The following is a 13,220-nucleotide window of genomic DNA, read 5'->3' on the forward strand; positions in this document are numbered from 1 at the left end:
CGGCGGGAGGCCCCAACCGTGTGGTTGGGGCCTCGACCATTGGTGTGTGTCCGGCGGTGTCCTACTCTCCCACACCCTCCCGGGTGCAGTACCATCGGCGCTGTGGGTCTTAGCTTCCGGGTTCGGAATGGGACCGGGCGTTTCCCCCACGCTATGACCGCCGTAACCCTTGTACCCGGACCGTCAGCCGTGGCTGGGGTTGGGAAATCTTGTGTGGTTACGACTTGCTGTCCTGGGACAGCATGGTGGTGTTGTTATTCAGTTAATTGGTTCCACCAGCAACGGGGGTTGTTGGTTGGGAACCACATAGTGGACGCAAGCAGAGTTTGTATGTTTCTGTGTGGTGTAAGTTGTTGGCCTATTAGTACCGGTCAGCTTCACGAGTCGTTAGTCCTCGCTTCCACATCCGGCCTATCAACCCAGTGGTCTGGCTGGGGGCCTCTCACACATAAATGTGTATGGAAATCTCATCTTGAAGCGAGCTTCCCGCTTAGATGCTTTCAGCGGTTATCCCATCCGAACGTAGCTAATCAGCGGTGCACTTGGCAGTACAACTGACACACCAGAGGTTCGTCCGTCCCGGTCCTCTCGTACTAAGGACAGCCCTTCTCAAATTTCCTGCGCGCGCAGCGGATAGGGACCGAACTGTCTCACGACGTTCTAAACCCAGCTCGCGTACCGCTTTAATGGGCGAACAGCCCAACCCTTGGGACCTACTCCAGCCCCAGGATGCGACGAGCCGACATCGAGGTGCCAAACCATGCCGTCGATATGGACTCTTGGGCAAGATCAGCCTGTTATCCCCGAGGTACCTTTTATCCGTTGAGCGACGGCCATTCCACAATGTACCGCCGGATCACTAGTCCCGACTTTCGTCCCTGCTCGAGATGTCTCTCTCACAGTCAAGCTCCCTTGTGCACTTACACTCGACACCTGATTGCCAACCAGGCTGAGGGAACCTTTGGGCGCCTCCGTTACTTTTTAGGAGGCAACCGCCCCAGTTAAACTACCCATCAGGCACTGTCCCTGACCCGGATTACGGGCCGAAGTTAGATGTCCAAAGTGACCAGAGTGGTATTTCAACGATGACTCCACCCGAACTGGCGTCCGGGCTTCAACGTCTCCCACCTATCCTACACAAGCCACTCCGAACACCAATACCAAACTATAGTAAAGGTCTCGGGGTCTTTCCGTCCTGCTGCGCGTAACGAGCATCTTTACTCGTACTGCAATTTCGCCGAGTTTATGGTTGAGACAGCGGGGAAGTCGTTACTCCATTCGTGCAGGTCGGAACTTACCCGACAAGGAATTTCGCTACCTTAGGATGGTTATAGTTACCACCGCCGTTTACTGGGGCTTAAATTCTCAGCTTCGCCGTGAGGCTAACCGGTCCTCTTAACCTTCCAGCACCGGGCAGGAGTCAGTCCGTATACATCGTCTTGCGACTTCGCACGGACCTGTGTTTTTAGTAAACAGTCGCTTCCCCCTGGTCTCTGCGGCCCCGATCCCCTCCCGGACGCGCAGTCCGTTCAAGGTTGGGGCCCCCCTTCTCCCGAAGTTACGGGGGCATTTTGCCGAGTTCCTTAACCATAATTCTCTCGATCGCCTTGGTATTCTCTACCTGATCACCTGTGTCGGTTTGGGGTACGGGCGGCTAAAACCTCGCGTCGATGCTTTTCTCGGCAGCATAGGATCACCAAATCCCCCCATACGGGGGTCCCATCAGATCTCAGGCATCATGAACAGCGGATTTGCCTACCGTTCGCCCTACATCCTTAGACCGGGACAACCATCGCCCGGCTCGGCTACCTTCCTGCGTCACACCTGTTAATACGCTTGCCTCCCGGGATCAGGTCCTGCGCTCCACCAAAACCCTTCACCCACAAGGGGTGTCGGGCAGGTTTCGGGCAGTTAGTATCCCCCGCTCAGCATGGGCGGTTTTTCGCCGGTACGGGAATATCAACCCGTTGTCCATCGACTACGCCTGTCGGCCTCGCCTTAGGTCCCGACTTACCCAGGGCAGATTAGCTTGACCCTGGAACCCTTGATCATTCGGCGGACGGGTTTCTCACCCGTCTTTCGCTACTCATGCCTGCATTCTCACTCGTGTAGGCTCCACCGCTGGTTTACACCGCGACTTCACCGCCCACACGACGCTCCCCTACCCATCCACACTCCTGAACCACAAAGGCTTAGAGATATGTGTGAATGCCACAACTTCGGCGGTGTACTTGAGCCCCGCTACATTGTCGGCGCGGAATCACTTGACCAGTGAGCTATTACGCACTCTTTTAAGGGTGGCTGCTTCTAAGCCAACCTCCTGGTTGTCTGGGCAACTCCACATCCTTTCCCACTTAGCACACGCTTAGGGGCCTTAGTTGGTGGTCTGGGCTGTTTCCCTCTCGACTATGAAGCTTATCCCCCACAGTCTCACTGCTGCGCTCTCACTTACCGGCATTCGGAGTTTGGCTGACGTCAGTAACCTTGTAGGGCCCATTAGCCATCCAGTAGCTCTACCTCCGATAAGAAACACGCAACGCTGCACCTAAATGCATTTCGGGGAGAACCAGCTATCACGAAGTTTGATTGGCCTTTCACCCCTACCCACAGCTCATCCCCTCCATTTTCAACTGAAGTGGGTTCGGTCCTCCACGACGTCTTACCGTCGCTTCAACCTGGCCATGGGTAGATCACTTCGCTTCGGGTCTAGATCACGCCACTCACACGCCCTATTCAGACTCGCTTTCGCTACGGCTGCCCCACACGGGTTAACCTCGCGACGTAACACTAACTCGCAGGCTCATTCTTCAAAAGGCACGCCGTCACAGCTACAAGGCTGCTCCGACGGATTGTAAGCACACGGTTTCAGGTACTGTTTCACTCCCCTCCCGGGGTACTTTTCACCTTTCCCTCACGGTACTGGTCCGCTATCGGTCATTAGGGAGTATTTAGGCTTATCAGGTGGTCCTGACAGATTCGCACGGGATTTCTCGGGCCCCGTACTACTTGGGATACTCTCACAGGCGGCACAAACGCATTACGGTTACGGGACTAACACCCTCTCTGGCCGGCCTTTCAAAACCGTTCACCTATGCGCGCACATCACACCCCACCAGCCCGGCAGAACTGGTATGGAAAGTCCCACAACCCCGACCATGCAACGCCCGCCGGCTATCACACATGGAACGGTTTAGCCTGATCCGCGTTCGCTCGCCACTACTAACGGAATCACTATTGTTTTCTCTTCCTGCGGGTACTGAGATGTTTCACTTCCCCGCGTTCCCCCCACGCACCCTATGTGTTCAGGTACGGGTCACCAAGTCACTCGCGCGCTTAGCGGGGTTTCCCCATTCGGACACCCTGGGATCACAGTCCGGTTATCGACTCCCCCAGGCTTATCGCAGATTCCTACGTCCTTCATCGGCTCCTAATGCCAAGGCATCCACCGTGTGCTCTTAAAAACTTGACCACAAAGATCAAAAACAAAAAACACTCGAGAGAACCACAAAAACTGTCCCGCGCACCCACAGGGCACACGAACCAGATCCAGGTTCATAATCTTGGAAATTGCTTCTTATACAAGATGCTCGCGTCCACTATGTAGTTCTCAAACAACAACCCCACACCACACACCCCACACACCAACCCCCCAAAAGGGAGCCAAACATGAGTGAAGCGTCGCGGCAGGGAAACCAGAAACAAAAGCCCCACACAACAACCCCCACCAGGAGAGCCGCCACATGGTCCTGTTGCCTCAGGACCCAACAGTGTGCCATAACCAACCACCAGGAAACCCGCCCCACCGTTCCAGAACCACACAAATGGTTCGTACTAGAGAAGAACAAGACACCCAGTGCCCGGCAAATTCGTTGATATTCCACCCATGAGCACCCGCCGCAGAACAGACGCCTGCGCAACGGGCTTGCTTCCTGACAACACCACACCACCGCATACACGATGAATGGTTGCTGTAGGTGCTCCTTAGAAAGGAGGTGATCCAGCCGCACCTTCCGGTACGGCTACCTTGTTACGACTTAGTCCCAATCGCCAGTCCCACCTTCGACAGCTCCCTCCCACAAGGGGTTAGGCCACCGGCTTCGGGTGTTACCAACTTTCGTGACTTGACGGGCGGTGTGTACAAGGCCCGGGAACGTATTCACCGCAGCGTTGCTGATCTGCGATTACTAGCGACTCCGACTTCATGGGGTCGAGTTGCAGACCCCAATCCGAACTGAGACCGGCTTTTTGGGATTAGCTCCACCTCACAGTATCGCAACCCTTTGTACCGGCCATTGTAGCATGCGTGAAGCCCAAGACATAAGGGGCATGATGATTTGACGTCGTCCCCACCTTCCTCCGAGTTGACCCCGGCAGTCTCCTATGAGTCCCCGGCCGAACCGCTGGCAACATAGAACGAGGGTTGCGCTCGTTGCGGGACTTAACCCAACATCTCACGACACGAGCTGACGACAACCATGCACCACCTGTAAACCGGCCCCAAAGGGGAAACCACATTTCTGCGGCGGTCCGGTCCATGTCAAGCCTTGGTAAGGTTCTTCGCGTTGCATCGAATTAATCCGCATGCTCCGCCGCTTGTGCGGGCCCCCGTCAATTCCTTTGAGTTTTAGCCTTGCGGCCGTACTCCCCAGGCGGGGCACTTAATGCGTTAGCTACGGCGCGGAAAACGTGGAATGTCCCCCACACCTAGTGCCCAACGTTTACGGCATGGACTACCAGGGTATCTAATCCTGTTCGCTCCCCATGCTTTCGCTCCTCAGCGTCAGTTAATGCCCAGAGACCTGCCTTCGCCATCGGTGTTCCTCCTGATATCTGCGCATTTCACCGCTACACCAGGAATTCCAGTCTCCCCTACATCACTCTAGTCTGCCCGTACCCACCGCAGATCCGGAGTTGAGCCCCGGACTTTCACGGCAGACGCGACAAACCGCCTACGAGCTCTTTACGCCCAATAATTCCGGATAACGCTTGCGCCCTACGTATTACCGCGGCTGCTGGCACGTAGTTAGCCGGCGCTTCTTCTGCAGGTACCGTCACTTTCGCTTCTTCCCTACTGAAAGAGGTTTACAACCCGAAGGCCGTCATCCCTCACGCGGCGTCGCTGCATCAGGCTTGCGCCCATTGTGCAATATTCCCCACTGCTGCCTCCCGTAGGAGTCTGGGCCGTGTCTCAGTCCCAGTGTGGCCGGTCACCCTCTCAGGCCGGCTACCCGTCGTCGCCTTGGTAGGCCATTACCCCACCAACAAGCTGATAGGCCGCGAGTCCATCCAAAACCACAAAAGCTTTCCACCAACCACCATGCGATGGAAGGTCATATCCGGTATTAGACCCAGTTTCCCAGGCTTATCCCAGAGTCAAGGGCAGGTTACTCACGTGTTACTCACCCGTTCGCCACTAATCCAGGAGCAAGCTCCCTTCATCGTTCGACTTGCATGTGTTAAGCACGCCGCCAGCGTTCATCCTGAGCCAGGATCAAACTCTCCGTTGAAGAAAAACAGACACAACCAAGAACCACGGAAATAACGCGGAACCAGGCTGCACAAAATTTGAAACCAGCTAAAAACACCATGCCAACCACGGGGTGGCGGCACAGCAAATTCAACCAATTCATAAAAAATCGGTATCAACAAACATGGCACACTATTGAGTTCTCAAACAACAGACACATTCGAATATTCCCGAAACCAATTCAATTTCCTGAATTTGTATTCCGTATTTCTTCGCTGCGATGTTTCAAGCTTATTTCATTCATATTCACTTTTGCAAATCCGCTTGTTTCAGCGAATTCGTCCGGTGGAATGAATCCGCCCAGCAAAATAAGAAGCAATTTCCATCATCCACGTCCTGCGTGGCAAAGAATTGCTTCTTATGAGTTGGGGGTTTGTCACCACTCAGCGGCGGCGACTCAGAAAACAATACACGCCCCCCGGCAGCCGCGCAAATCGGCCGCCGGAGGGCGTGCATGTGGTACTGCGGGGCAACGCGCTAGGGAACCAGCACCTCAACAGTGGCCAGGTTCTTCTTCCCCCGCCGAAGGAGGAGGTACTGCCCATGCAGCAATTCGGATTCGGAGATCACTGCATCGGGATCGAGCACCTTTTCGTTGTTCACGTAGGCGCCGCCTTCACCCACAGTGCGCCGGGCTGCCGACTTGCTCTCCGAAAGCCCGGTCGCGACCAGCAGGTCCACAATTCCCAGCTCGTCCACCTGGACGGTGGCGGACGGAAGCTCGGAAGTGGCCGCCTGCAGCGTGGGCTTGTCCAGCGCGGCAAGGTCGCCGTTTCCAAACAGGGCGGCCGAGGCCGCAATCACCTTTTCGGTCGCTTCCACCCCATGCACCAGGGAGGTCACTTCAAAGGCAAGCTTCCGCTGGCCTTCGCGGGCGAACGGACGCTCGGCCACCGACACGGCGATCTCTTCGATCTCGGCACGGGTGAGGAAGGTGAAGACCTTGAGCCGGTCCACAACGTCGGCATCGGCCGTGTTCAGCCAGAACTGGTAGAAGGCGTAGGGACTGCACATGCCGGCGTCGAGCCAAATCGCGTTACCCTCGCTCTTGCCGAACTTGGTGCCATCCGAGTTGGTGATCAGCGGGGTTCCCAGCGCGTGCACGCTCTTGCCCTCCACCTTGCGGATCAGCTCCGTTCCGCTGGTCAGGTTGCCCCACTGGTCCGAGCCGCCTGTCTGCAGGACGCAGCCGTAGTCGCGGTAGAGCTGCAGGTAGTCCATACCTTGCAGGATCTGGTAGCTGAACTCGGTGTAGCTGATGCCTTCGTCGGAGTTAAGGCGGGAGGCGACGGCGTCCTTGCGCAGCATGGTGCCCACGCGGAAGTGCTTGCCGACCTCGCGCAGGAAGTCGATGGCGCTCAGCGGAGCCGTCCAGTCGAGGTTGTTGACGATCCGGGCGGCGTTGTCGCCCTCGAAGCTGAGGAAGCGGCTGACCTGCGCCTGCAGGTAGCCAACCCACTCGGCCACGGTGTCCTTGGTGTTCAGCGTGCGTTCGGCGGTGGGACGCGGGTCACCGATCATGCCGGTGGAACCGCCCACGAGCCCCAGCGGCTTGTGCCCGGCAAGCTGAAGCCGCCGCATCACGAGCAACTGGACCAGGTTGCCCAGGTGGAGGCTCGGAGCGGTGGGATCGAAGCCGCAATAGTACGTGACCGGCCCGTCGGCGAGGAGCTTTTCGAGCTCCGCTTCGTCGGTGGAGACATGGACCAGGCCACGCCACTTCAACTCCTGCCAGACATTGGCAAAAGTCGGGTCGTTGCGCTGCGGTTCGAGGATGTTCAGTTCTGGCACGCCTTCTAAGTTAGCAGGATCGCGCCGGGTCAGCGGGCGATGCCTTCGGGTACCGGTTCGGCAGCGATCAGCCGCAGCCGCTGGGTGGGCCGGGTCATGGCAACATAGAGGTCCCCGACCTTGCCATGCCGGTGGTTGAGCATCATGGACGGCTCCAGCACCACCACACCGTCGAACTCCAGGCCCTTAGCCTCACGGGGGCTGATGACCACGATGTCCTGCTCGTAGCTGCCGGCCCCGGTGCCGATCCGGCGGCCGTAGGCGGCGCGGAGCGCTGCGGTGGCTTCCGGCAGCAGGTCACCGTCGGCAATCACGGCGAGCAGGCCGCCGTCGAGCGCCTCCAACTCCTCCGGCAGGACCTCGACAAGGCGGCTGACCACGGCGCCGGGCGCCACTTCGTCAATGATGGGCGACCAACGGCCCTCCCGGACCGCCTTGGGCGCGGAAACCACCAGGCCGGCCGCGTTGGCCATGCGGACCGCGGCTTCGGCGATCTGCGAGGGCGTGCGGTAGTTGACGGTCAGCTCCTCCAGCTGCCAGCGGTCGCCGAACATCGGGGCGAGGGCGCCCTGCCACGAGTTCGCCCCGGCCACCGAGCTGGTCTGGGCGATGTCGCCCACGATGGTGAAGGATTTCAGGGGGCAACGCCTGACCAGGAGCCGCCACTGCATGGGGGAAAGCTCCTGCGCCTCGTCAACCACGATGTGCCCGAAGGCCCACGTGCGATCGCTCGTTGCCCGTTCGGCAGCCGTCTGCCGGGCGAGCCGTTCCTGGTTCTGCTCCACCAGGTCCTCCGCGCTCATGAGCGCGTCCACACCGGCAGCCTCCATGTTGACGAGGGTCTGCTTCGCGTTCGCCAGGTCCCGGGCACGGTCGTGCTCCTGCTGCGCCAGCCCGCGTCCGGCGGCGGGGTCCAGCTCGCCCAGCAGCTCGGCGGCCTCATCCAGCAGCGGGACGTCGGATTCAGTCCATGGCGCGCCGGCCGGGCGCAGCAGCAGCGCACGCTCGGCGGGGGTGAGGTTGGGGGTGCAGAATTCCAGCACTTCCGGCTTGCTGAAGAGGTCGGAGATCAACTTCTCCGGCGTCATCGGCATCCAGCACAGGTTCAGCGCAATCCGCACGTCGCGCGCTGTCCGGACGTCCTCGGCAAGATAGGAACGGTCGGCGTTGTTGCCGATGTTCCCGGCCTCGACGAGTTCGGTCATCTGCTCCGTCAGTTCGCGGAGCAGGATCTTGACGAACGTCACGCGGGCCTCGTTGTACGGCTTGCCGGTGGAACGCGCGCGTTCCCGGGCACGCCGGACCTGCTTGGGCGTGAGGGTCAGCTTACGGCCGTCCACCTCGAGGATCCGGTTCCGGGCCGGAACACGCATCCGGTTGGAGACCGCGTTGGCCACAATGGCGGCCATCTCCAGCTTGCCCTTCAACGCGGCAACGTCCGCATCGGTTTCCGGGACGGCCTGGATGCCGGGCATGAGCCGGCCAAGGCTCGCCATGACCACGCCGGTCTCGCCCAGGGACGGCAGCACCCGTTCGATGTATTTCATGAACGACGACGACGGGCCCACCAGCAGCACGCCTGCACTCTTGAGGCGGTCACGGTGGGTGTAGAGCAGGTAGGCGGCGCGGTGCAGCGCCACAGCGGTCTTGCCGGTGCCGGGTCCGCCCTGCACCACGACGGCGCCGGAGATGGAGGACCGGATGATCCGGTCCTGCTCCGACTGGATGGTGCTGACGATGTCCGACATGCGGCCGGTCCGCTTGGAGTTCAGCGCCGCCAGCAGGGCCCCTTCGCCCTGCAGCGATTCGTCATCGGTGAGCATGGCGGCGTCCAGGACATCGTCCTCGATGGCCTTGACGTCCCGTCCCTGCAGGATCAGGTGCCGGCGGCGGCGCACGCCCTGCCGGTCAAAGGCGGTGGCCTGGTAGAAGTGCCCGGCTTCGGGCGCCCGCCAGTCAACCATCAGCCGCTGCAGGTCTTCGGTGGTCAGGCCGATCCGGCCGATGTACTGCGCTTCGCCGGAGTCCAGGTCCAGGCGGCCGAACACCAGTCGGTCGTCCACGGCGTCCAGCTGCGCCAGGCGGTCCTCATACAGCGCGGCGAACGCGTCACGTTCCGAAACGTTCTGCATGGTGCCCACGGCTCCGGCCCGGCGGACCTGCGCCAGCTGGCGACGCTTTTCCTCGCGGAGCTCTTCCAGCCGGGCATACAGGCCGGCTACATACTCCCGTTCGTGAGCCAATTCGGCGTCGTGCATCAACGTTCCCCTATCGCGAAAGACAGACCGTCCATTCTACAACCATTTCGATTAACGCTGGTCAAATGTGGCGGTGCCCGGCGGCGCGTCCGCTGCCTGGCGGCGGGCCCGCGGCTTCGCGGCCTTGTACTTCGACACAGTGGGGTCGCCCGCGAGCCAGAACCGCCAGGCGTACTGCTCCGATCCCCCGGCCCCCGCCACGCCCACCCGGGGGCCGGAACTGACGGGACCGCCGGGGACGGACGGAAGCTCCAGCCTGAAGGGTGGGGCCAGCGCGTCGCGTCCGCTGTCCGCCGTCGTAAGTCCCAGCGCCTTGGCCAGGCGGGCCGGGCCGCTGGCGAGGTCGGCGGGATTTTTCGACGTGGGCCGCCGCCGCTGCGCCAGCTCCAGCCCGTCCACGATCTCGCCTGCGCGCAGCAGGAGCGCGGACGCCACGCCCGCCGGGCCGCACACGATGTTGGTGCAGTGGTGCATTCCGTAGGTGAAGTAGACGTAGAGGTGCCCGGCGGGGCCGAACATGGGAGCGTTGCGCGGTGTGGGGCCACGGTAGGTGTGCGAGCCCGGGTCGGGGTGCAGGGAATCCTCGGGCCCAAGGTAGGCCTCTATCTCCGTGAGCCGTACGGAGACGGCACCGTCCCGGGATTCATGGGTCAGCACGGCGCCCAACAGCAGTGGGGCAAGCTGGCGGGCGTCTCCCGAGAGGAAGTCCCGCAGTTCCATTCCGGCAGGCAAGGCGCTGTGGTTCATTGATTGACCTTACCCGGCTGGCACGGCATTCATCCGCGCCATGAAGCGGCCGGGCACTGGCTGCCGCCGCGCCACGGCCATGTCCGATTTCCGCTAGAAGCAGCTCCCGTGGGCTGGCAGGATTGGGGCATGGACTTCTGGCAGCGCTACCGGGCCATCGACGCCCGCGATCCCCGCTTCGACGGCCAGTTCTACACCGCGGTACGTACCACCGGGATCTACTGCCGGCCATCGTGCCCCGCACGGACCCCCAAGGCATCCAACGTCACGTTCTACGAGACATCCGCCGCCGCCCACGACGCCGGCTACCGCGCCTGCAAGCGGTGCCTGCCCGAGGCCGTGCCGGGCACGCCGGCCTGGAACGTGCGGCAGGACATCGCCGGGCGCGCCATGCGGCTGATCAATGATGGCGTCATCAACCGGGACGGTGTGGAAGGCCTCGCTGCCCGGCTTGGCTACTCTCCCCGCCAGCTGAACCGGATCCTGACCCAGGAACTCGGTGCCGGCCCCCTGTCGCTGGCCCGCGCGGGCAGGGCCCAAACCGCGCGAACGCTGCTGGTGTCCACCCCGATGAAGCTGGCGGATATCGCCTTTGCCGCCGGTTTCAACAGCGTGCGGCAGTTCAACGACACCATCGCCGAGGTGTTCGGCATGACGCCTACCGCACTCCGCGGCACAGCCCCGGTTCACGGCGCGGGAACTCACCGTAAGGACGGGGGCTCCAGTACATCGCTCGTGCTCAGCCTGCCGTACCGGGAACCCTTCGACCCCGGAATCTTCTCCTTTCTGGCTGTCCGTGCGATCCCCGGGATCGAGGAAGGTACGCCCACCTCTTACGCGCGCACCCTGCGGCTCCCCCACGGCGACGCCCGGTTCCGGGTGGAGTACGACGACGGCGCCCGGGGGCGGCCCCTGACCCTCACTGTCGGCGCGGTGGATCTCCGTGACCTTCCCGCGCTGCTCAGCCGCGTCCGCAGGCTCTTCGACCTGGACGCCGATCCGGAAGCCATTGACGCCGTGCTGGCAGCCGACAGCCGCCTGGCCCCCTCGGTCGCCCAGGCCCCGGGCATGAGGATGCCCGGAGCCCTGGATCCGCAGGAACTGCTGGTCCGTGCCATGGTGGGGCAGCAGATCACGGTGGCGGCGGCACGGACGGCCCTGACCCAGCTGGCCGAGGCCGGCAGTCCCAGCAGCACCCCCGGAGACGGGCTGGACCGGCTGTTTCCTGCCCCGGCCGAAATCGCTGCCGCGGGACACCTGCTGCGCGGTCCCCGGCGGAGGACGGAGTCGCTGCTGCAGGCTGCGGCCGCCATGGCGTCAGGCCGGCTCGACTTCGGGTACGGCAATGACCTGCCTGGCCTCACGGCCGCGCTGCTGCCCCTGCCGGGGGTGGGTCCCTGGACCGTAGGGTACGTGGCCATGCGTGTCCTGGGCGCCCCTGACATCTTCCTCGCCAACGACGCCGCGGTCCGGAACGGCGTCCGTGCCCTCGATAATAGGGAGCACGCCTTCAGCCCGGACTTCCGTGAAGCCAGCCCGTGGCGTTCCTACGCCACAATGCATCTCTGGCGGGCAGCGGCACGCCCCCCAGCGGCACGGCCCGGCAAGACCTCCGTAACCACCATTCCCGCGAAAGGGATGCCATGAAAGCGCAACTGTTGGAAATGTCCACCCCTGACGGGCCGTTCACCATCCTCGCCCGGGGCGGCGTGGTCCTGGCCTCGGGCTGGACGGCAAGCCTGGCGGACCTGACCGGGCAGGTCCATCCCGGCCTGCGCCCGGACGCTGTCGAAGAGGTGCGGGACTTGGCCAGCATCTCGTCCGCCGTCGAAGCCTTCTACTCGGGAGATCCGGTCCCGGCCATGGCCGTGCCCGTCCGCCAGCAGTCCGGGCCGTTCCGCGCCCACGCATGGGAGGTCCTGCGGGAGGTTAAGCCCGGGTTTCCGGTCACGTACAGCGAATACGCGGCCCTGGCAGGGAACCCCCGGGCCGTCCGGGCCGCTGCCAGTGCCTGCGCCTTCAACGCGGCCGCCCTCTTCGTCCCCTGCCATCGCGTGATCCGCACCGACGGCTCCCTGGGCGGCTTCCGGTGGGGCCTGCGGGTCAAGGAAAGCCTGCTGGCCCGCGAAGCTGCCTAACCCTATTTGGCAGCAGGCATGGCGGAAGGCCAGGGCAGCAGTTCGGGAAGGTCGGTGCTGTCGCCGGCCGCGGAGGCGCGCAGGCTGTCCAATGATGGTTCGCGTCCGGCGAGCCACGCGGCAATGTCCGTCACCATGCCGCTGACGACGACGGTGCTGCCGCCGGCACCGAGGGTCAGCGGCGGAAGTGCAACGGGCTGCAGCACGAACCGGGCGGATGCCGGAACACGGGCGGCCAGGAAATCGAAGAGGTGCGAGCAGAACTGGCCCCTCCACGTTTCCGGTCCCCTGCCCGTGGCCAGGTCGGAGGTGTGGATGACGAGTTCCCGCCAGAGCGCCAGCCCGGCGTCGAAAATCACGCCATTGCGGAATGCGATGGGCGTCTGCCATTCGTCCGCTTCCAGCGCATCAAAGGCTGCCAGCGCCCGCTGCAGCGCGGCATCCAGGTCCTCCCGGTGCTGCGCGAGGCGGTGCCCGGCGGCGAGCTCGATGGCGCGGTTGCGTCCTTCCATGCCGCCGTCGTACAGCTCCACTGTCTGGCCGTTCCGGCCGTACTCCACCTGGCGCGCCAACGCATTGCAGATGCCGGCGAGGTGGGCCAGCACGTGCCCGCGGCTCCAGCCCGGCAGGCTGGACGGCGCGGCAGCGCCCTCGGCGGGGATGCGGTCCAGCTCGGCGGCCAGGGCATCGGCAGCATTGTGCAGTTCAGCCAGCAGGGCGGCAGGAGTTGGAGAGGTCATGCGGCCAGCCTAGTCGAGT

The 13,220-nt window shown here is 62.5% G+C and carries 6 protein-coding genes and 3 rRNA genes; 2 read left to right on the forward strand and 7 right to left on the reverse strand.

The window, feature by feature from the left end; all coding sequences use genetic code 11:
* Positions 1–48 precede the first annotated feature (48 nt).
* From rrf to AC2JAJ_RS00030, 6 genes are all read right to left on the reverse strand, one after another.
* Positions 49–165: ribosomal RNA gene (gene rrf, locus AC2JAJ_RS00005) — 5S ribosomal RNA — on the reverse strand.
* A gap of 175 nt (positions 166–340) precedes the next feature.
* Positions 341–3,469 (reverse strand): 23S ribosomal RNA (locus AC2JAJ_RS00010).
* 516 nt (positions 3,470–3,985) lie between these two features.
* A 16S ribosomal RNA gene (locus AC2JAJ_RS00015) occupies positions 3,986–5,507 on the reverse strand.
* Together the 16S, 23S and 5S rRNA genes form the textbook arrangement of a ribosomal RNA operon.
* A 497-nt stretch (positions 5,508–6,004) precedes the next feature.
* A complete protein-coding gene (gene tyrS / locus AC2JAJ_RS00020; RefSeq protein ID WP_486414710.1) occupies positions 6,005–7,318 on the reverse strand; it encodes a tyrosine--tRNA ligase in 1,314 nt (437 codons plus the stop codon).
* A 29-nt stretch (positions 7,319–7,347) separates the two neighbouring features.
* Positions 7,348–9,576, reverse strand: coding sequence for a HelD family protein (locus tag AC2JAJ_RS00025; RefSeq protein ID WP_221384076.1), 2,229 nt, complete (start codon positions 9,574–9,576; stop codon positions 7,348–7,350).
* Between the two features lie 51 nt (positions 9,577–9,627).
* Complete coding sequence (locus AC2JAJ_RS00030; protein ID WP_486414709.1) at positions 9,628–10,323, reverse strand: DNA-3-methyladenine glycosylase; 696 nt, start codon at positions 10,321–10,323, stop codon at positions 9,628–9,630.
* A 129-nt stretch (positions 10,324–10,452) separates the two neighbouring features.
* On the opposite strand from AC2JAJ_RS00030, the gene AC2JAJ_RS00035 reads away from it, so the two are divergent.
* Both AC2JAJ_RS00035 and AC2JAJ_RS00040 read left to right on the forward strand, forming a co-directional pair.
* Positions 10,453–11,970 (forward strand): AlkA N-terminal domain-containing protein, encoded by a 1,518-nt coding sequence (locus AC2JAJ_RS00035; RefSeq protein ID WP_486414708.1) that lies wholly within the window; start codon positions 10,453–10,455, stop codon positions 11,968–11,970.
* Positions 11,967–12,461: a methylated-DNA--[protein]-cysteine S-methyltransferase gene (locus AC2JAJ_RS00040; RefSeq protein WP_486414707.1), complete on the forward strand. Its 495-nt coding sequence runs from the start codon at positions 11,967–11,969 to the stop codon at positions 12,459–12,461. Before AC2JAJ_RS00035 ends, AC2JAJ_RS00040 begins: the two co-directional genes overlap by 4 nt.
* Before the next feature lie 2 nt (positions 12,462–12,463).
* Here AC2JAJ_RS00040 and AC2JAJ_RS00045 read toward each other — a convergent pair whose 3' ends face one another.
* Entirely contained in the window at positions 12,464–13,201 is a 738-nt protein-coding gene (locus AC2JAJ_RS00045; protein WP_486414706.1) for a maleylpyruvate isomerase family mycothiol-dependent enzyme, read from the reverse strand.
* Between the last annotated feature and the right edge of the window lie 19 nt (positions 13,202–13,220).

Source organism: Arthrobacter sp. MOO21 (genome assembly GCF_057369995.2).

Bases quoted from the DNA above. Each gene is read 5' to 3' on its own strand.
- AC2JAJ_RS00025 (WP_221384076.1), bottom strand. From the start codon at position 9,576: ATGCACGACGCCGAATTGGCTCACGAACGGGAGTATGTAGCCGGCCTG.
- AC2JAJ_RS00030 (WP_486414709.1), bottom strand. From the start codon at position 10,323: ATGAACCACAGCGCCTTGCCTGCCGGAATGGAACTGCGGGACTTCCTC.
- AC2JAJ_RS00035 (WP_486414708.1), top strand. From the start codon at position 10,453: ATGGACTTCTGGCAGCGCTACCGGGCCATCGACGCCCGCGATCCCCGC.
- AC2JAJ_RS00040 (WP_486414707.1), top strand. From the start codon at position 11,967: ATGAAAGCGCAACTGTTGGAAATGTCCACCCCTGACGGGCCGTTCACC.
- AC2JAJ_RS00045 (WP_486414706.1), bottom strand. From the start codon at position 13,201: ATGACCTCTCCAACTCCTGCCGCCCTGCTGGCTGAACTGCACAATGCT.